Here is an 18,680-nt window from a genome sequence, read left to right on the forward strand (position 1 = left end):
CACCGGGAGAGCATAGATATCCCTGGTGCTCCTCATCGAACATCTCCGGAAGCGCGCCGACCCGGGAAGCCACGACCGCAACTCCACTTGCGAGAGCCTCCATGACCACATTGGGGCGTCCATCCAAACGGGAGGGAAGCACCAAAATGTCGCAGGCCCGAAGATAGGGTTTGACGTCAGGCACCGAGCCCAGAAGAAGAAACCGATTGACCGGAAACCCCGCCGCCGATATTGCCTCCCGCAGCGCAGCTTCCATCGGTCCCGCGCCAGTCATGATGAATGTCACGTCGGATTTCGATGGCACGCGCTTGGCAATTTCAACGAATCCGAGCGGATCTTTTTCTTCTGACCATCGCCCAAAAAATCCGACCACGGTAGTCCCACTTGGAATTCCAAGTTTCTCCAGCGACTTCGTGCTTTCCGTTGCGGGAGCGTTCTCTTCTAGATCCACGCCACTTTCAACGCAGCAAATTCTATTCTGCAACTCACCTGCATTCATCAACCAATTTTTAACTTCCGTATTCTCCACGAATGTAAGATCAATACAGTAGCTGTATCTTCTATTGTTTTCGGTATGACCTATCGTATTGAAAAGCAAGTCGACAATTTTTAACTCCGGATGCCTAAGCTTAAGTGCCGGCAAATAGTCGTAAAAAAACGAGCTCCCAACAAGCCAAAGGAGATTTATTTTGCGAGTGGCAAATACGTAATCAACGAAATCCTTCCAGCATTCAGTTTTCAAAAAACGTGGAAGATGGAATATTTCAGCCGTAGAACTTTCGAACCAGGACGTCGTGTCGCCGTGAGATCGATCAACCGGGACGGTTGTTAAAATGATCACGCGCCAACCGCATTTCGAGAGATTTGCGACAACGGCGCTGAGAAGTCGCTCTGCGCCACCCAGAATTAGAAATGGCATTGCGAACAGCAATGTCGGTCCTTTAGTCCGCGCCACCTCGTGATTGTGTTTCAGATCCCCAAGCAATTTAAATCTTCGGGGCGGCGGCGAAGCGCTACTCCGCCTCGCGCGTTCAAAGGCTTCGTCGGTAAGCACATCCGCGTTGAATTGTCGGATCAAGAGCTTCTGGGCATCGTTATCCAGGACCGACTCGCTGTTACTCAGCGTGCTACCGTGACTGCGGTAGTGAAGGAGCGGTTCCTGAATATTGATGAAGCGGGCGCCAAGTGCAGCCAAACGAACCCACAACAGCCAATCTTCATGCACGTGACCTGTTTTCGGGTCTGAATCTCGATAGCCGTCGGCCTCTTGCCACAAGGTCTTGCGATACACCGCACAGGTCACCACCTGGTTTCCTTCGATCAGCATGTTCAACGTCGGTTGCTCATGCGGCATCCACACATCCGACTTGTTTCCGAAAAATTGAAGACCAGGAGAGACTACGTCGTACCCAGCGCTTTCCATCACGAAGACAGCCTTCTCGATGTAGGTCGGCGCAAGGCGATCGTCGGCGTCAAGACAACAGATGTATTTGCCGCGAGCGTGGCTGATGCCGAAGTTCCGGTTCGCTCCCGCGCGATGCGGCTTGCTTTGCAGCAACAGCCTCACACGGGAAGATGCTTTCTCCACGGCTTCGATCAATTGCTGACGAGACTCAGCCGAACTGGAACCGCCTTCCACCACGATGATTTCCAGATCCGGGAAGGTTTGCTCTTCCACCGATCGAATAGCTTCCGACACCAGATGGCCATAATTAAAACAGGGGATCACCACGCTCACGAGTGGGCGGTCATCTGGCCAGTCGAGCCCTTCCGGCAAAGGAACCAAGTCGGCAACGACGCATGTTTCAGTCATCAACTTCACTTTGCGAAGCAGCCGCTGCTGATCGGCATTCACAGTCGCTGAGGCTGGGTGCGCCGCTGCGCGCCGGCGTCTGAACTCTCGAACATGGTCACCTAAAGTGCCATTGGCCGTCCACCAGATCAGCTTCGCCAATTGCCCGGTTCGCTTTGCAAGTCGCGGGTAGCGGCGGCTCGCCCTGCGCAAAGCCGCAGTAGCCCGCCAGGTGGTGCTTTGCTCAATCGCAGCTAGGCGGTTCATCAGATCAGACGCATACGCCTCCTGATCCGCGGCTCTGGTTTCAGCGGCAGAGATTTTCTTGCGAAGCGCCGCATCTTTGCGCACGACGGCGGCACCACGCCTGATTTCGAAGGTCAGGGCCTCGGTTGCCCGCTCCGCATTGAGTCGCGCATCGTGTTGAACCGCTTCGAGATCTGCTCTAAGGCGATCTACCTCCTGAGCCGCTCTGTCGATCTGCTCCGCTCTCGAATCCAGCCTTCTAAGATCAAAGGACCAGAGTTGGGCAATCCGCGCAACCAGCGGAGGCGTCATGTCGCGGCTGGGAAGTCTCGCTAGGGATTTGACGAATACATCGGACGCATGCCCGGCGTGCAGGAGATGCAAGTGCGTCGCAGCCCGAGCCTCTTCGTTGGATACGCTGTCAAGATCAGCCGCCATCAGTCGGTCAAAGACTCCCCGCACGCGTTCCGATTGCGCTGGGTCTTTTGTCACCAACCCAACGTAGGTCGAGGCATAGTCCTTGATGACGAGTTCCGAACCCACCAACTGACAGCCGAGGACGGTTTCGACGATATAGCGGATCGACTTCTCGGTGGGATAGTAGATATGCTCGAAAGAGCTTTGCATCCAAGCAACGTTGTTGCCGGAGGGAGACATCACCGGCACTTCGAACAGCAGGAATCCGTCGCTCTTGAGCATCGCGACTGCAGCCTCGAATCCTTGTCGAAAGTCGAGCAGATGTTCAAAGACCGCGATCGAAGTCACGACGTCGAACTCAGATCGATACTGCTTGACCAGTTCGGGAGACAACAGGTCATGGCCGAGTATCTGAATACCCTTCCCACCAGCCTCCGCCGCAGCCTTCGCGTTGACCTCGACTCCGAACCTGTCGAACTCAGGCCCGAATTTCTCCAGCAAGTACCCATCGGCACAGCCAATATCGAGGATTCGCCCCCGGCTGCACAACAGGTTCACCAGCGCCGCGGTCCATCCGAGGCCATGCTCTGCCATGAAGCTGTAGTCTTCATAGCCGCTGTTGCCTCCCTCCACGTAGTAGTTGTCGTCGTAGTACTCCTCCGTGCTTTCGGGAAGTTGAGCAACGACACCCAGACCGCAATACGTGCACTGCTTTATCTCGACGCCATCCCCTCGAATGGAGAAATGCTTGAAATCTGTCCCGGAACAGGCGTTACAAATCATGGGAGGGGGTTCAATCGTGTTTTCAGTATTGGGAAAGCCAAGGAAGTTCTCTCGATGAACGCAGTCATCGAGAGACTCGCTCCGTCTCAGTCTGCGCTGACCTCGAGTCGAGCGCTTCTCAGGATGCTTTCCAGGAGGGGACGGATGTCGGGAGATGAAGGAGTCAGACCGAGTGACCGCAGTTCGGTCGGATCTCCAATGAACGAACGCACGTCACTGTTGCCACGCCGGGACGCGTCACACTGCAATTCCACCGGAATCCCCGAGATCTCGATCAAACTCTCGGTCAATTCCTGCAATCGAAGACCCTTGCCGGTACATACATTGACGATGTCGACCGAGCCCTGGTGCTTCAATGCGAGCGCCACGAAAAGACTTGCGGCAGCCCGGACGTCCATGAAGTCCCGCACGACATCAAGATCTCCGGTAGTCAGCACACCGCCGCGTTCGTCCATCATTGCGATCTGGTGTGCAAAACTCCCCAACGCCAGTGACTTCGGCATGCCGGGCCCGATGGGATTGAAAAGCCGGGCAACCGCGACGGGCAGCCCGCGCATCCTGGCAGAAAGTGCATGGCCGGTTTGAGCGAGTTTGCTGATGCCGTATGCGGTGTTGGGCCGGCAAGAAAAGTCTTCCCTGACGGGAAGTTGCGCCTCCGGGACCGGTCCATACTCTGCGGCGCTTCCAGCCAGAAGCACGTGTGGCTTGCGCGACATGGCAAGCGATGCATCCAGCAGATTTGCCGCGAAAACGACGTTGGCTCCGTACAAATCCGCATAGTTGCCGGCGGAAGATATGCCAGCAAGATGAATGACAAACTCAGGATCAACCGATCGGAGCAGGTCTTGCACCGCAATCGCATCCTCAGGGGATTCGAGCACGCGACACTGCTCGCCAGCCACGGCCGCGCGCTCGCGCCTGCTCACCGCGATGGCATCAAGTCCGCGCGCACGCAGTTCTTCGAGAACCGCGCGGCCCAGGAATCCACTGGCCCCCGTGACAAGTACGCGCATGGCCTACGCGGGCAGGAAGAGCTCGCGGTTCTCGTCGAACATCTTCTGAGCAGTTGAATAGTCGTCTGGGCGACCGATGTCGAGCCAGAAGCTCTCCGCCTGTTGATGGCAGTGCACTTTCCTGCCGCCATTGAGCAGTTTCATCAACAGATCCGGCATGTCCAAATGGACGCCAGCCTGGACGTGAGGGGCAATGGCATCGCGATTGAGYACGTAGAGGCCCATGCTGACCAGGTGCTTGCTCATCGGCTTTTCCAGATACCCCTTGAGGTTCATGTCCGAGTCGACCTGAATGAGCCCGAAGTCAATTTTGACCTCGCGCTCGTAGACGCAGATCGTTGCGTCCGACTGCCGCTCCGAGTGCGTTTGGATCAGCTTTTCAATGTTGAATGTCGTGAGCAAATCACCGTTCGTGACGATGAAGTTTTCGCCGACTTTTTGCAACAGCGTCCCCAAGGGACCGGCTGTTCCCAGCGGGCTATCCTCAAGACTGTAGTCAATCTTCAGGCCGAACCTGGAACCGTCACCGCAGAAGGCGCGAATCAGGTGATGTAAGTGATTGACCGCGAGGAACACCTCGTCAACTCCCGCACGACGAAGTTGATGCAATAGAAGCTCCAACACGGGCATATCGCCCAGCGGCATGAGAGGCTTCGGAAACGACGCCGTGAAGGGCTGCAATCGCGTTCCCTTGCCCCCGGCCATGATGACTGCTTTCATTTTTAACACCCCAGAACAGGAAGGCTTTTAGACGGTGTAGACCGTCGGCCGATACAGGTGAATGTTCTTGCGCACGAAGTCAATGCTCTGCAAAAGGCCTTCGTCCAGATCTACCTTGGGACTCCATCCCATGGCCTTGGCGGCAAGGGAATTGTCCGAAACGAGTTTGAGCACTTCGCTCTTCTCGGGACGCATGCGCGCCGCGTCGGCGACGATTTTCCTTTCGACGCCCATCAATCGAAGAATCCGCTCCGCGAAATGACCGATGGTGAACGTGGAGCCCGTGCCCAGATTGATGGTTTCACCTTCGATCCCCGGCRTCACCGCGGCAGCAACAAAGCCAGCGACAGTGTCGGTGACGAATGTCATGTCGCGCTCCGGAGTCAGAGATCCAAGCTTGATCTCGTCCTGCGTCAGCGCCTGCGAAATGATGGTAGGAATGAAGGCTCTGGCTGATTGCCTCGGCCCGAACGTGTTGAAGGGCCGCAGCGTTACGACCCCGGTATCGAAAGACCGGTAGTAGCTTTCTGCCATCTTGTCGGCGCCGATCTTCGAAGCCGAATAGGGGGACTGGCCCTGCAGCGGGTGCGATTCGTCGATCGGAACACGCATCGCTGTTCCATAGACCTCCGACGTACTAGTGTGCACGACGCGGCGCACCGACAGCCGGCGTGCCGCCTCCAGAACATTCAGCGTTCCTTCGACATTCGTGCGGACATAGCTTCGCGGCGCCACGTACGAGTATGGAATTGCGATCAACGCGGCAAGATGGCAAACGGTGTCGATGCCTTGCATCGCATGAAAGACGAAATCTCCGTCGTCGATGTTCCCAGCCACGACGCGGAAGTTTCCCTTTATGTCGTCGGCAACGAATTCCAGATTTCCCCAACTGGAGGCAGAACCATAGCGAACCATCGCCGTAACGTCCGCGCCAGCGCGAACCAGCGCCTCAACGAGGTGACTGCCAATGAATCCGCCTGCGCCCGTAACCAGATACTTTTGGCCGGGGATGACACTATTTGAAGATGACTGCATAGCTTGTACTTGAGGTAAGAAAATCGTGGTGGCAGAAGTGTTCAGGAGCGGATCTTGTCGCTCAACAGGCGGTTGAGGTATTTCCCGTACCCATTCTTCTGAAGCGGCAGAGCCAGACTCGCCAACTGCTGGTCATCGATGAAGCCGTGCCGCCATGCAATCTCTTCGGGACAAGCAATCTTCAGACCTTGCCGATGCTCCAGCGTCGCAATGAACTGACTCGCTTCGAGCAAGCTTTCGTGCGTGCCCGTATCAAGCCATGCATAGCCGCGCTGCATGATCTGGACATTCAGCTTGCCGAGGTCCAGATAGGCTTGATTGACTGCAGTGATCTCCAGTTCACCGCGCGCGCTCGGCTTGACCGCCCGGGCAATGTCGATCACCCGACTGTCGTAAAAATAAAGCCCGGTCACCGCATAACTGCTCTTGGGTTCGACCGGCTTCTCCTCGATGCTGCTCGCCTTTCCATTCGCATCGAAGGCCACCACACCATAGCGTTCGGGATCTTGAACGTGGTACGCAAACACCGTCGCCCCGGTTGCGTTCGAGTCTGCATCGCTCAGCAGATTCTCGAGGTCGTGCCCGTAGAAGATGTTGTCCCCCAGCACCAGCGCACTCGGCGAATTCCCCACGAACTTGTCGCCGATGATGAAGGCCTGTGCCAGCCCGTCCGGACTCGGCTGCACCGCATACTGCAGATTGATGCCCCACTGGCTCCCATCGCCCAGCAACTGCTGGAATCGCGGCGTGTCTTGCGGCGTGCTGATGATCAGGATGTCGCGCATGCCACCCAGCATCAGCGTGCTCAACGGGTAGTAGATCATCGGCTTGTCGTACACCGGCAGGAGCTGCTTGCTCATCGCGAGTGTGGCCGGATGAAGCCGGGTGCCGGAKCCACCGGCCAGGATGATGCCTTTGCGTTGGGTCATTCTTTTGGATCGTGGAATTACAGGGTCTCGGCCAGCATGCGCGCCACGCCGACCTGCCAGTGCGGCAGCTTCAGCCCGAAAGCGGCTTGCAGCTTGTCGGTGTTCAGCCGGGAATTATGTGGGCGTACCGCCGGCGTGGGGAACGCGCTCGTCGGCACCGCCTCGACGGCTGCCGGCGATGCCTTCAGGGCCACGCCTGCCGTTTGCGCCTGTTGCAGGACGAACCGCGCATAGCCATGCCACGTCGTCTCGCCGCCAGCCACCAAGTGATAGAGCCCCGCCTTGGCCGGGTCGCTCAGCGTCGCCCGGATGGCATGGGCCGTGACATCGGCCAGCAACTCGGCGCCGGTCGGCGCGCCGAACTGGTCGTCGATCACGGTGAGCCGGTCTCGTTCCCTGGCCAGGCGCAGCATGGTCTTGGCGAAGTTCCCGCCGCGCGCCGCATAGACCCAGCTGGTGCGAAAGATCAGGTGGCGCGCGCAGTTCTGCGCGACCAGCCGATCGCCTTCGAGCTTGGTGCTGCCGTAAACGCTGAGCGGCCCGGTGGGGTCGTCCTCGCGCCAGGGCCTGCTGCCGCTGCCGTCGAAAACATAGTCGGTCGAGTAGTGCACCATCAGCGCGCCGATCTGCTGCGCCGCCTGCGCCACCACGCCGGGTGACGTCGCGTTCAGCTTGCGCGCGAACTCGGGCTCGCTCTCGGCCTTGTCGACCGCGGTGTGCGCGGCCGAATTCACGATCACGTCGGGCCGCACCTTCAGCACCGTCTCGGCCAATTGCTCCGGGTGGCTGAAATCGGCATGCAGATCGGTGCTGGCGGAGCCCAGCGCCACCAGTTCGCCCAGCGGCGCCAGACTGCGCTGCAGCTCCCAGCCCACCTGCCCGCTCTTGCCGAGCAGCAGGAGCTTCATGCCGCCGCCTTCGCGGGCGCAGCGTCGTACTGCTTCTGCACCCATTCGCGGTAAGCGCCGCTCTGCACGTTGCCCACCCACTCGCCGTTGGCCAGATACCACTCGACCGTCTTGCGGATGCCGGTATCGAAGGTCTCGGCCGGCTTCCAGCCCAGTTCGCGCTCGAGCTTGCGCGCATCGATCGCGTAGCGGCGGTCGTGCCCGGGGCGGTCGGTCACGTAGGTGATCTGCTCGCGGTAGCTCTTGCCGTCGGCGCGCGGACGCAGTTCGTCGAACAGCGCGCAGACCGTGTTGACGATCTCGATGTTGGGTTTCTCGTTCCAGCCGCCGACGTTGTAGGTTTCGCCGAGCCGGCCGGCCTCCAGCACGCGGCGGATCGCGCTGCAATGGTCCTTGACATAGAGCCAGTCGCGCACCTGCATGCCGTCGCCGTACACCGGCAGTGCTTTGCCGGCGAGCGCGTTGACGATCATCAGCGGGATGAGCTTTTCGGGGAAATGGAAGGGCCCGTAGTTGTTCGAGCAGTTGGTCGTGAGAACGGGCAGGCCGTAGGTGTGGTGCCAGGCCCGCACCAGATGGTCGCTGGCCGCCTTGCTGGCCGAGTAGGGGCTGTTGGGCTCGTACTTGTTCTCTTCGGTGAAGGCCGGATCGGTGGCCGAGAGCGACCCGTACACCTCGTCGGTCGAGACGTGAAGGAAGCGGAAAGCCGATTTCTGCTCCGCAGGGAGGGTGCCCCAGTAGCCCCGGACCGACTCGAGCAGCCGGAAGCTGCCGAGCACGTTGGTCTGGACGAAGTCTTCCGGGCCATGGATCGAACGGTCGACATGCGACTCGGCGGCGAAGTTGACGACGGCCCGAGGCTTGTGCTCGGCCAGCAACCGGCCGACCAGGGCGCTGTCGCCGATATCGCCCTGAACGAAGACGTGCCTGGCATTGCCCTTGAGGGACGCCAGCGTCTCGAGGTTGCCGGCGTAGGTCAGCTTGTCCAGATTAACGACGGCCTCGTTGCCTTGCGCAATCCAGTCGAGAACGAAATTGGCACCGATGAAGCCGGCGCCCCCGGTTACCAGGATCATTGAGGGTCCCTCGTTATTAGTCAGATGTACGAATGTCGCCTACCGGCGCGCGAACCGGGGATTATCCCATCTGTGAAAGTTTCCCTTCGAAGCTAGAACTTAGCCTCTACATCCGTCCCGACACCGCGGCTAGAGTCGCAGTGCCACACCAAGGATCACCCATGCCGACCCCAGACGACGAAAAGCCCACCGACCGCATCAAGGACTCCGCCCAGCAGATCTGGCTGGCCGGGCTCGGCGCCTTCGCCAAGATGCAGCAGGAAGGCAGCAAGGCCTTCGAAGCGCTCGTGAAGGACGGCGCGGGCGTGCAGAAGAAGACCCAGCAGGCCGCGGAAGAGACGCTGGCACAGGCCCAGGCGCGGATGGCCGGTTTCGCGAGCGAGTTCGGAACCAAGGCCGCGGGCAGCTGGGGCAAGCTCGAGAACATCTTCGAGGACCGGGTCGCTCGGGCCCTCGAGAAGCTCGGCGTGCCGTCGGCTCAGGAAGTCGAGGCGCTGCGGACCCGGGTGGAGGCGCTCGAGGCGCAGCTGAAACGTCAGGGCGGCGCTGGCGCCACCGCACGCGCAGCCATTCCCCGCAAACCCTCCCAACGACACAAGCCCGGCGACGCCAGCTGACCCCGAGCTGATTCCCTGGAAGGCACCCAGCAGGTGCCGCCCCCCTCCCCGCGCCCCTTGGACTTGCGCTAGAGTGTTCCAACGAGACAAACCGGGGCTACGACATGGCCAAGAAAGCGCCACGCCGAACTGCGCAACGCATCCTCGAAGCCGCACTTGACCTGTTCAACCGGTTCGGGGAACCGAACGTCTCGACCACCCTGGTGGCCGGCGAACTCAACATCAGCCCCGGCAATCTCTATTACCACTATCCCGCCAAGGACGAGCTGATCAACCGGCTCTACGAAGGCTACGAGACCGAGTTGCTGGAACTCCTGCACGCGAGCGAAGGCGTGCACGACGTGGAGGACGCCTGGTTCTTCATGCACAGCCTGTTCGAGCTGATCTGGCGCTACCGTTTCCTCTACCGGGACCTGAACGACCTGCTGAGCAAGAACCGGCATCTCGAAACCCAGTTCCAGCTGGTGCTCAAGCACAAGGTGCGCGCCATTCGCGTCCTGCTCGCCGGCCTGGGCCGCGCCGGGCACCTGGACATCGATGCGCGCGAGGTCGACACGCTGGCGCAGAGCATGGTGGTGGTGCTGACCTACTGGCTCAGCTACGAATACGTTCGCAACCCGCGCGAGGCGCTGGAGCCGGCCCACGCTCAGGGCGCCCTGCTGCGCGGCGCGCATCACACGCTGCATCTGCTGGCGCCCTACCTGGCGACGGAACAACGGCGGCATTTGCTGACGCTCAGCACCGCCTATGCCGGCGAAGATCAACCTGCGACGGCCTGACTTCTCATTTTTTTCGAATGAACCCACCGCACCTCGAACCGCTCTCGCTGCTGTCGCCCGCGGACCCCGACGCGGCCGGACCGTGGGCCTGGACCCGGCTGCCTTACCCCGATGCGCCCCGTTTCAGTGCCGCCGACCTGCACCTGCACTGGCCCCGGCTGCATGCGGGCCAGGGCGTCTCGCCGCCCGAGCAAGGCCCGCTGGCGGACGGCTGGGCGGCCTACCACAGCGGCGAGTTCGAGCGCGCCGCCGCCCTCGGCCTGGCGCACGGCCACGAGGGCCTGGCGCTCGCCAACCAGGCGACGGCCATCTACGCCAACTACCTCGAGCCCCGCGAATCCGTGCGGCTGGCGTTGTTCAAGCAGGTGGCCGAGCGCGCCACCGCGCAAATCGCCGCCGATCCCGACAACTGCCAGGCGCTCTATTGGCAGGCTTATGCGCTGGGACGCTACAGCCAGGGCATCAGCGTCGCACGGGCGCTGGCGCAGGGCCTGGGGACCAAGGTCAAGGGGGCGCTGGAGCACGTGATCGAGTTGCGGCCGCTGCATGCCGACGCCCATGTGGCACTGGCCGCCTTCCATGCCGAGGTGATCGACAAGGTCGGCTCGCTGGTCGGGCGCATGACCTACGGCGTTCGGACCGACACCGCGGTCGCGCTGTTCGAGCGCGGGCTCCAGCTCAACCCACACTCGGCCGGCGCGCTCATGGAATACGCCCGCGGCCTGCTAATGCTGCATGGCGACTCGCGCATGGGCGACGCAACCCGGCTCTACGAGAAGGCGGCCCGACTCGAACCGGCCGACGCACGCGAGAAGCTCGACGTCGAACTGGCGCGCGCGGGGTTGATCGACTGAACCTCTGGGTTTCTAAACGGCACCGTCACTTAAGATCGCGTTTCGTTCCCTTTCCAAGCCCCCGTTTTCATGTCCGACCTGAACACCCTGTTCGAAACCGCCCAAGCCAACTCCAAGCTGCTCGCAGAGCGCCCGGACAATCCCACCCTGCTGAAGATCTACGGCCTGTTCAAGCAGGCCACGGCCGGCGACAACAGCGAGAAAAAGCCCAGTTTCAGCGACATCGTGGCGCGTGCCAAGTGGGATGCCTGGACCGCGCGCAAGGGCCTCAGCCCCGACGAGGCGAAGCAACAGTACATCGACCTGATCGAATCACTGAGATAGGCTCGCCCCCAGGTCGGGCTCACTTCGTGTAGCCCTCCCACCCCCTGCCGGGGGCAACACCAGCGGCCCGGCGAAGCCGGTTCCGCGGTGGCACTGTTGCTCGCCCCCAGGTCGGGCTCACTTCGTGTAGCCCTCCCACCCCCTACCGGGGGCAACACCAGCGGCCCGGCAAAGCCGGTTCCGCGGTGTTTCACCAACGGGCCTGGCTGCGCCGGCCAACGGCGACTTGCGCTCAACGAAGGCTCGCTACGGGTTGCGCGGATGTCGTGAGCGCCTGTCGGCGCTCGGCCTGGGGTAGCTCGGCCAGCCGCCTGGCGGCGGCATAGAAGCGCGGCCAGTCCTCGCCTTCGCGCTCGAACAGCGCCTCGAAACCGGGCACCAGTTCGTCGTAGGCGGCCTGGGCGCCGAAGGTCGCGTTGTTGGCCCGCGCCACCCAGCCGTCGTAGGCGCCCTGGCGCGGACCGCTCCAGCCGGCACGCGACACCGCGTAACGCTGGCGGAAATCCTCCATCACGGACTTCTTCATGGCGTCGACCGCCGGCCAGTCCTGCGCCTTGGCTTCCCGGGAGGCATAGACCTTTTCCAGCGCACGCCGCGTTTCGGCCGTCAGCGCCCGGAACTGCTGGCGCCGGGCGTCGAACTGCGCGTACTCCACCCGCGCGGCTTCGGTGGCCTGGGTCTTGAGCCAGCGCGCGCCGCCGATACGCTCCACTGCGGTGGCGAAGGATTCGTTGAACATGGTGTCGTCGGGCACATACAGCACCTGGTGCGCGAGTTCGTGGAACACCAGGCGCGCCAGTTCGCCTTCCGGATAGCCGATGAAGGTCGACAGGAGCGGGTCGCCGCCGGCCCAGTTCATCCAGCCGAGGGTCGAGTACGCCGGCACCGGGTAGACCGCGGTTTCCAGGCCTCGCGCCTCCTGGGCAGCGGCCTCGCCCTTCGCGGCCGCCTCGTCGTAGTAGCCGCGATAGCCGACGCAGCCGGCGACCGGGAAGCACCAGGTCTTGAGCGTCAGCGAATGCGGCGGCGCGGCCACCACGTTCCAGAGCGCGGCGTTGCGGTGCAGGTCGGCATAGGACTTGTAGCTGGCGTTGTCGGGCAGGCCGAGCTCGGCCACCGCGAACTGGCGGATGCGCTGCGTGAGCGCCAGCTTGGTCTTGAGCGCCTCGGAGGTGGCCGGGTCTTCGAGCCACTGCGGCACCGGACGGGCGGCGCGCATGAGCCCCAGGTGGCCGCTGGCCGATTGCCAGTAGTAGCCGAGGTCGGCACAACCCGCCAGCAGCGCCGCAGCGGCGAGCACCGCCAGCGCCGCCGCGCCGCGCCGGCCGGGCCTCATGGCGTGACCGCTTCGGCGACGGCCTCGACCTCGACCAGGCAGTCGTAGAAGGTGGGCCCGCGCCCGATGTCGGTCAGCCGCTGGCTGGTGAGCTGGTTGACGTTGGTGCCGTCCAGCCCGAGCTTGCGCCACCAGATGCCCAGGCCGTGCACCACGCCCGGACGGGCGCGGCGCGAGACCTCGGCGCGGCAGCGGTGCTCGCCGCGCCGGTTGAAGACGCGCACCGTGGCGCCGTCGGCGATGCCGCGCGCCGCCGCGTCGGCTTCATGGATCTCGAGCAGGGGCTCGCCCTCGATCGCGCGCAGGCTGCGCACGTTGACGAAGCTCGAGTTGAGGAAGTTGCGCGCGGGCGGCGAGATCATCGCGAGCGGGAACGCCTTCGAACTGCCTGCCGGCTCGTAGTTGGGCACATGGTCGGGCAGTCCATCCTGGCCCGTCGCCGCCAGCCGCTCGCTGAAGAATTCGCAGCGCCCCGATGGCGTTGGAAAATTGCCTTCGGCGTAGGGCGCATCGGCCAGCTTGAGGCTCGTGAAGCCCTGCGCCTGCAACTGCCCGAAATCGACCACGTCGGCGGCGAAGGCGCTGCGGCAGATTGCCTCGTCGTCGTCCGAGAAGCAGGGTTCGTCGAAGCCCATGCGGCGGGCCAGCTCGCGGAATACCCAGGTGTTGCTGCGGGCCTGGCCGCGCGGCGCGATCGCCGGCCGGTTCAGCAGCACGTCGGTGTGGCCATAGCTGGTGTGGATGTCCCAGTGCTCGAGCTGCGTGGTGGCCGGCAGCACGTAGTCGGCGTAGTCGGCGGTATCGGTCTGGAACTGCTCCAGCACCACGGTGAAGAGATCCTCGCGGGCAAAGCCCGCCACCACCTTGCCCGAGTCGGGCGCGACCGCGACCGGGTTGCTGTTGTAGACGATCAGGGCCTCGATCGGATTCGCGGTGTCGGCGAGCGCGTCGCCGATCGTGCTCATGTTGATGGTCCGCGGCCGCCGGCCGGCCAGCAGGTCGGGCCGCTGCAGGGCCGCCCGGTTCACCGGGTACAGGCCCGAGCTGCTCAGCAGCAGGCCGCCGGCCCGATGGCGCCAGGCACCGACCAGTGCCGGCAGGCAGGCCACGGCGCGTGCCGCGTTGCCGCCGCCGCGCACGCGCTGCATGCCGTAGTTGAGGCGGATGGCGGCCGGTTGGGTGGTGCCGTAGGCGCGCGCCAGCGCCACGATTTGCGCCTCGGGCACCCCGCAGACCGCGGCAGCCCGGGCCGGTGGCCATTGCAGCGCGCGCTCGCGCAGCCGGTCCCAGCCCACGGTGTGGCGCTCGATGTAGTCGGGGTCGAGCCAGTCGTTCACGATCAGCTCGTGCATCAGGGCCAGCGCCAGCGCCGCGTCGGTGCCGGGCAGCAGCGCCACGTGCTCGTCGCACTTGTCGGCGGTCTCGGTCTTGCGCGGGTCGATGCACACCAGCCGCGCGCCGGCGCGCCTGGCGGCCTGGGCGTGGCGCCAGAAGTGCAGGTTGCTCGCGATCGAGTTGCTGCCCCAGATCAGGATCAGCTTCGCTTCCGCGAAGAACTCGACCCGCATGCCCACCTTTCCGCCCAACGTAAAGCTTAAGGCTTCACCCCCGGCGGTCGAGCAGATCGTGCGGTCCAGCAGGGACGCGCCGAGCTTGTGGAAAAAACGACGGTCCATCGATTCGCCCTGCACCAGACCCATGGTTCCGGCATAGCTGTAGGGCACAATCGTTTCGGGATTGTTACTTTTGAGCACCTGGAGACGGGCGGCGATGTCGTCGAGCGCCGCGTCCCAGCTCACCGGCTCGAAGCGGCCGCTGCCCTTCGGGCCCGAGCGCTTCAGAGGTTGCACGAGGCGCTCGGCATGGTCGTTGCGTTCGATGTAGCGCGAGACCTTGGTGCAGAGCACGCCCGCGGTGTGTCGATGCTCGGGATTGCCTTGCAGCTTGATGGCCACGCCGTCCTGCACGGTGGTGACGAGGGCGCAGGTGTCGGGGCAGTCGTGCGGGCAGGCGCCGAGCACCTGGGTCACGGGATTTGCAGGAGTGTGGAAAGTCATGATTCGACCGGGGCGAGGACCAACGGGCGAGTCTAGTTTGTACGCCGCGAACGCGGGCGAAGGGGTTTTCAGGATGATCCATCGCAGGCACTTTTCGATCGCCACCGGTGCCGCGGCGCTCGGCGGCTTCCGCTTCGCGCGGGCGCAGAGCGACAGCCCGATCGTGCTGGGCCAGTCGGCGCCCTTCAGCGGACCGGCGGCGCAGCTCGGCATCCAGTTCTACGAGGGCGCCAAGCTCTTCCTCGACCAGTACAACGCGCAGCCGGGCCACCGCGAGGTGCAGATCAGGTTCCTGGACGACGGCTACGAGCCCGATCGCTGCGCCGCCAACACGAAGAAGCTGATCGATGACGAGGCCTTCGCGCTGTTCGGCTACATCGGCACGCCGACCAGCCTGGCGGCGCTGCCGCTGGCGGTGAACGCGAAGATCCCGTTCGTTGCGCCCTTCACCGGCGCCATGGCGCTGCGCGAGCCGTTCCAGCGCAATGTGTTCCACCTGCGCGCCTCGTACAACGACGAGACCGCGCTGATCGTCAAGCAGCTCACCCACCTGGGGCTGAAGAAGATCGCGGTCTTCTACCAGAACGACGCCTACGGCAAGGCGGGCCTCGACGGCGTGACGCTGGCGCTGGCGCAGCTGGACCTGAAGCCGGCCGCGCTGGCCACGGTCGAGCGCAACTCGGTCGACGTGGCCGCCGCGGCCAGGACCATCGCGGCCGCGAAGCCGGATGCGGTGGTCCAGGTCAGTGCCTACAAGTCCTGCGCCGCCTTCATCCGCGAGGCGCGCAGGGCGGGCTATGGCGGGACCTTCTTCAACGTCTCTTTCGTCGGCACGCAGGCGCTGGCCGACGAGCTCGGCAGGGATGGGGCCGGCGTGGTCGTGACGCAGGTCGTCCCGTCGCCCTACAACGCGGCCAACGGCATCACGCGCGAATTCAACGAGGCGCTGCGCAAGGGCGGCAGCGCCACCAAGGCCAATTTCTCCAGCCTGGAGGGCTATCTGGCGGCCAAGGTGCTGGTCGAAGGCCTGCGCCGGGCACCGGGCAAGGCCACGCGCGAGGGGCTGATCGCCGGTCTCGAGAGCATCGACCGGCAGCAGTTCGGCGGCTTCGAGGTCTCTTTCTCGCCACGCAACCACGTGGCGTCGAGGTTCGTCGAGCTGTCGATGATCACCGGCGACGGCCGAATAAGAACGTAGCTCGCCCCCAGGTTGCCCGGCACTTCGTGTCCGGGCGCCCACCCCCTACCGGGGGCAACACCAGCGGCCCGGCAGAGCCGGTTCCGCGGTGTTCCACCAACGGGCCTGGCTGCGCCGGCCAAAAACAATGGGCGCTGTGGTTGTTCGACGGCTGCGCGCAGCGCGCCTGTTCGTGGGCAGCCGCGGAACCGGCTTCGCCGGGCCGCTGGCTGCGCCCCCCGGTAGGGGGGTGGGCGCCCCGACACGAAGTGCGGGGCAACCTGGGGGGCGAGCCCGTTACCTCGGGGAGAGCCCATCCACCGTTTGGAACATGGCCTGGCGGGCCTGGCTGATGATCTGGCCGCGCCAGGCATCGGTGTCGGTGTAGAAGGCCTCCAGCATCTTCGAGCGGATCGACGCCGCCAGATCGGCCGGGGCTTCCGGATGCTTGTGCAGCCAATGGTCGGCCCGGAGCGCACCCACCACCTCCATCACGGACACGGTGCCGTATTCGAGCGCGATGCCGGTGTACTCGGCCTGCGGGCATTCCTCGTAGACCGAGCCCCACATCAGCCCCGTCAGGAAGGCCGAGGTCGACGAGCCGTCGTAGATCGAGGTCACGGGTGCGGCCGGCGTGCCCCACCACGCGTTGGCGCGCGCATAGGCGGCCTTGTCGTCCCGGCAGGAAAAGATGCGTTCGCCGAGGCCGTTGGGACCCAGCCCCGTGTGAAGGTCGATCCAGGCCAGCTGGCGCGCCGCCTGCACCTGGGTGCGCAAGACCTCGCGCAGGGTGTTGTTGCTCCAGGTCGGGGCCTTGCCGCCGAAGAACAGGCCGTCCTCGAACTGGTACTGGCCGCGGGTCACGGCCGCCTGGTAGGCGGTCGCCCCGTTCTTTTCGATCCAGGCCGTGATCGCGGCCTCGTTGGCGGCGGAGGGCGGCCACTGTTCGGGCAGCAGCAGCGCGTGCAGTTCGGCGTACGCCTCGTTCACCGGCAGCGGTTGAGCGAAATCGAAGAAGTTGCGGTTCAGGTCGCAGCCCTCGTTCGTCACGCGGCGGCCATGCGAGAAACCATGCGGATTGAGCGCATGCACGTACAGCACGGCCACACCCTGCGCCTTCGCCTTCTCGCGCCATTCGGCATCGTGCAGCGCGAACACCTGCACACCGCTGCCGCAGTGGCCCTCGACCCCGTGGCAGGCGCTGGTCAGGATCAGCAGACGCTCGGCCTGCGGATCGCCGTCGAGCGCCACGTCCATCGCGAGCTCTTCGCCATCGCGTCCCTTCAAGGGGTGGACGTGGGAGCGCACCGCGAGCCCGGCTTCGGCGCAGCCCTGGAGGAATTTCTGCCGCGCCTGGGCATAGCGCGGCGAGAAAGCCTCACCGACGCCGATCATGCCGCGCCCCCTTCGGAGAGCCGGGGTCCGTTCAGGAACTGCTCGGCGAGCTGCACCCAGCAGGTGGCGCCCAGCGGGATCAGGTCGTCGTTGAAGTCGTAGCTCGCGTTGTGCAGCAGGCACGGGCCGCCGCCGTGCTGCATGGCGCGGTGGCTGCCGTCGCCGTTGCCGATGAAGGCATAGGCGCCCGGCTTGGCCAGCAGCATGAAGGCGAAGTCCTCGGCCGTCATGGCGGCCTCCTGCACCAGCACGTTCTCCTCGCCGACGATGCCGGCCATCACGCGGCGCGCGAAATTGGCCTCGGCGGCCGAATTGATGGTCGGCGGGTAGTTGCGGTGGAAGTGGAAGTCGCACTGCGCCTCGTGGGCCGCGCAGATGTGCTCGGCGACGGTCTTCATGCGGGCCTCGATCAGGTCCAGCACCTCCAGCGAGAAGGTGCGCACCGTGCCCTTGAGCTCGCAGGTGTCGGGAATCACGTTGCTGGCCTCGCCGCCGTGGATCATCGTGACCGAGATCACGCCGGCGTCGGTCGGCTTCTTGTTGCGCGTGAGGATGGTCTGGAAGGCCTGCACCATCTCGCACGCCACCAGCACCGGATCGATGCCCGTGTGCGGCAGCGCGGCGTGGCCGCCCTTGCCGCGGACCGTGATCACGAACTCGTTGCTCGAGGCCATGGCCGGACCCGGACTGACCGCGAACTGGCCGGCCTTCATGCCGGGCCAGTTGTGCATCCCGAACACGGCTTCCATCGGGAATTGCTCGAACAATCCTTCCTTGACCATCTCGCGCGCGCCGCCGCCGCCCTCCTCGGCCGGCTGGAAGATCAGGTAGACCGTGCCGTCGAAGTTGCGGTGCTTCGCCAGATGCTGCGCCGCCGCCAGCAGCATCGCGGTGTGGCCGTCGTGGCCGCAGGCGTGCATCTTGCCGTGGTGTTTGCTCGCGTGCGCGAAGGTGTTGAGTTCGGTGACGGGCAGCGCGTCCATGTCGGCGCGCAGGCCGATGGCGCGCTCGCTGGTGCCGTTCTTGACGATGCCCACCACGCCGGTGGTGCCGAGCCCGCGGTGGATCGGGATGCCCCACTCGGTCAGCTTGGCCGCCACCACGTCGGCGGTGCGGACTTCTTCGAAGCAGAGTTCGGGATGGGCATGGAGGTCGCGCCGGACCGCGGCGATGCCGGCCGCCTGGGTGACCAGGGAATCGATGAGTTTCATGGACACGAGTC

Annotated in this window: 16 protein-coding genes; 5 read left to right on the forward strand and 11 right to left on the reverse strand. The window is 64.0% G+C overall.

The window, feature by feature from the left end; translation table 11 throughout:
- The 7 genes from AC1D2O_RS31715 to rfbB all read right to left on the reverse strand — a co-directional run.
- Positions 1 to 3,238, reverse strand: a 3,238-nt coding sequence (locus AC1D2O_RS31715) for a glycosyltransferase (protein WP_478158483.1), incomplete at its 3' end; no start/stop codon positions are given.
- An 86-nt stretch (positions 3,239 to 3,324) separates the two neighbouring features.
- Positions 3,325 to 4,251 (reverse strand): NAD-dependent epimerase/dehydratase family protein, encoded by a 927-nt coding sequence (locus AC1D2O_RS31720; protein ID WP_478158484.1) that lies wholly within the window; start codon positions 4,249 to 4,251, stop codon positions 3,325 to 3,327.
- A gap of 3 nt (positions 4,252 to 4,254) precedes the next feature.
- Entirely contained in the window at positions 4,255 to 4,971 is a 717-nt protein-coding gene (locus tag AC1D2O_RS31725) for a sugar phosphate nucleotidyltransferase (protein ID WP_477650660.1), read from the reverse strand.
- Between the two features lie 27 nt (positions 4,972 to 4,998).
- A complete protein-coding gene (locus AC1D2O_RS31730) occupies positions 4,999 to 6,006 on the reverse strand; it encodes a GDP-mannose 4,6-dehydratase (protein WP_478158485.1) in 1,008 nt (335 codons plus the stop codon).
- 41 nt (positions 6,007 to 6,047) lie between these two features.
- A complete protein-coding gene (gene rfbA / locus AC1D2O_RS31735) occupies positions 6,048 to 6,935 on the reverse strand; it encodes a glucose-1-phosphate thymidylyltransferase RfbA (RefSeq protein ID WP_478090786.1) in 888 nt (295 codons plus the stop codon).
- 17 nt (positions 6,936 to 6,952) lie between these two features.
- Positions 6,953 to 7,843, reverse strand: coding sequence for a dTDP-4-dehydrorhamnose reductase (rfbD, locus tag AC1D2O_RS31740; RefSeq protein ID WP_478090785.1), 891 nt, complete (start codon positions 7,841 to 7,843; stop codon positions 6,953 to 6,955).
- A complete protein-coding gene (gene rfbB, locus AC1D2O_RS31745) occupies positions 7,840 to 8,919 on the reverse strand; it encodes a dTDP-glucose 4,6-dehydratase (protein WP_478090784.1) in 1,080 nt (359 codons plus the stop codon). Before rfbB ends, rfbD begins: the two co-directional genes overlap by 4 nt.
- Before the next feature lie 161 nt (positions 8,920 to 9,080).
- Between rfbB and AC1D2O_RS31750 the strand changes: the two genes are divergently transcribed.
- The 4 genes from AC1D2O_RS31750 to AC1D2O_RS31765 all read left to right on the forward strand — a co-directional run bounded on the left by AC1D2O_RS31750 (position 9,081) and on the right by AC1D2O_RS31765 (position 11,493).
- Positions 9,081 to 9,536 (forward strand): phasin family protein, encoded by a 456-nt coding sequence (locus tag AC1D2O_RS31750; RefSeq protein ID WP_478090783.1) that lies wholly within the window; start codon positions 9,081 to 9,083, stop codon positions 9,534 to 9,536.
- Between the two features lie 104 nt (positions 9,537 to 9,640).
- Entirely contained in the window at positions 9,641 to 10,315 is a 675-nt protein-coding gene (locus AC1D2O_RS31755; RefSeq protein WP_478090782.1) for a TetR/AcrR family transcriptional regulator, read from the forward strand.
- Between the two features lie 17 nt (positions 10,316 to 10,332).
- The gene (locus AC1D2O_RS31760) at positions 10,333 to 11,169 is read left to right on the forward strand and encodes a hypothetical protein (protein ID WP_478090781.1); all 837 of its coding nucleotides are present in this window, start codon (positions 10,333 to 10,335) and stop codon (positions 11,167 to 11,169) included.
- A 69-nt stretch (positions 11,170 to 11,238) separates the two neighbouring features.
- Complete coding sequence (locus AC1D2O_RS31765) at positions 11,239 to 11,493, forward strand: acyl-CoA-binding protein (protein ID WP_478090780.1); 255 nt, start codon at positions 11,239 to 11,241, stop codon at positions 11,491 to 11,493.
- A gap of 232 nt (positions 11,494 to 11,725) precedes the next feature.
- On the opposite strand, the gene AC1D2O_RS31770 is transcribed toward AC1D2O_RS31765, so the two are convergent.
- A complete protein-coding gene (locus tag AC1D2O_RS31770; RefSeq protein WP_478090779.1) occupies positions 11,726 to 12,829 on the reverse strand; it encodes an aminopeptidase in 1,104 nt (367 codons plus the stop codon).
- A complete protein-coding gene (locus tag AC1D2O_RS31775; protein WP_478090778.1) occupies positions 12,826 to 14,886 on the reverse strand; it encodes a molybdopterin-containing oxidoreductase family protein in 2,061 nt (686 codons plus the stop codon). The genes AC1D2O_RS31770 and AC1D2O_RS31775 overlap by 4 nt, the downstream gene beginning before the upstream one ends.
- Positions 14,887 to 14,959: 73 nt before the next feature.
- On the opposite strand from AC1D2O_RS31775, the gene AC1D2O_RS31780 reads away from it, so the two are divergent.
- Positions 14,960 to 16,084 (forward strand): ABC transporter substrate-binding protein, encoded by a 1,125-nt coding sequence (locus AC1D2O_RS31780; protein ID WP_478158486.1) that lies wholly within the window; start codon positions 14,960 to 14,962, stop codon positions 16,082 to 16,084.
- A gap of 276 nt (positions 16,085 to 16,360) precedes the next feature.
- On the opposite strand, the gene AC1D2O_RS31785 is transcribed toward AC1D2O_RS31780, so the two are convergent.
- Positions 16,361 to 17,458, reverse strand: coding sequence for a M14 family metallopeptidase (locus AC1D2O_RS31785; RefSeq protein ID WP_478158487.1), 1,098 nt, complete (start codon positions 17,456 to 17,458; stop codon positions 16,361 to 16,363).
- A complete protein-coding gene (locus AC1D2O_RS31790; protein WP_478158488.1) occupies positions 17,455 to 18,669 on the reverse strand; it encodes a M20 aminoacylase family protein in 1,215 nt (404 codons plus the stop codon). Before AC1D2O_RS31790 ends, AC1D2O_RS31785 begins: the two co-directional genes overlap by 4 nt.
- Positions 18,670 to 18,680: the final 11 nt, after the last annotated feature.

It is taken from the genome of Variovorax sp. P1_G12 (assembly GCF_056405555.1).

Bases quoted from the DNA above. Each gene is read 5' to 3' on its own strand.
- rfbB (WP_478090784.1), bottom strand. From the start codon at position 8,919: ATGATCCTGGTAACCGGGGGCGCCGGCTTCATCGGTGCCAATTTCGTT.
- AC1D2O_RS31785 (WP_478158487.1), bottom strand. From the start codon at position 17,458: ATGATCGGCGTCGGTGAGGCTTTCTCGCCGCGCTATGCCCAGGCGCGG.
- AC1D2O_RS31750 (WP_478090783.1), top strand. From the start codon at position 9,081: ATGCCGACCCCAGACGACGAAAAGCCCACCGACCGCATCAAGGACTCC.
- AC1D2O_RS31760 (WP_478090781.1), top strand. From the start codon at position 10,333: ATGAACCCACCGCACCTCGAACCGCTCTCGCTGCTGTCGCCCGCGGAC.
- AC1D2O_RS31720 (WP_478158484.1), bottom strand. From the start codon at position 4,251: ATGCGCGTACTTGTCACGGGGGCCAGTGGATTCCTGGGCCGCGCGGTT.
- AC1D2O_RS31765 (WP_478090780.1), top strand. From the start codon at position 11,239: ATGTCCGACCTGAACACCCTGTTCGAAACCGCCCAAGCCAACTCCAAG.
- AC1D2O_RS31775 (WP_478090778.1), bottom strand. From the start codon at position 14,886: ATGACTTTCCACACTCCTGCAAATCCCGTGACCCAGGTGCTCGGCGCC.
- AC1D2O_RS31770 (WP_478090779.1), bottom strand. From the start codon at position 12,829: ATGAGGCCCGGCCGGCGCGGCGCGGCGGCGCTGGCGGTGCTCGCCGCT.
- AC1D2O_RS31755 (WP_478090782.1), top strand. From the start codon at position 9,641: ATGGCCAAGAAAGCGCCACGCCGAACTGCGCAACGCATCCTCGAAGCC.
- rfbD (WP_478090785.1), bottom strand. From the start codon at position 7,843: ATGAAGCTCCTGCTGCTCGGCAAGAGCGGGCAGGTGGGCTGGGAGCTG.
- AC1D2O_RS31790 (WP_478158488.1), bottom strand. From the start codon at position 18,669: ATGAAACTCATCGATTCCCTGGTCACCCAGGCGGCCGGCATCGCCGCG.
- AC1D2O_RS31780 (WP_478158486.1), top strand. From the start codon at position 14,960: ATGATCCATCGCAGGCACTTTTCGATCGCCACCGGTGCCGCGGCGCTC.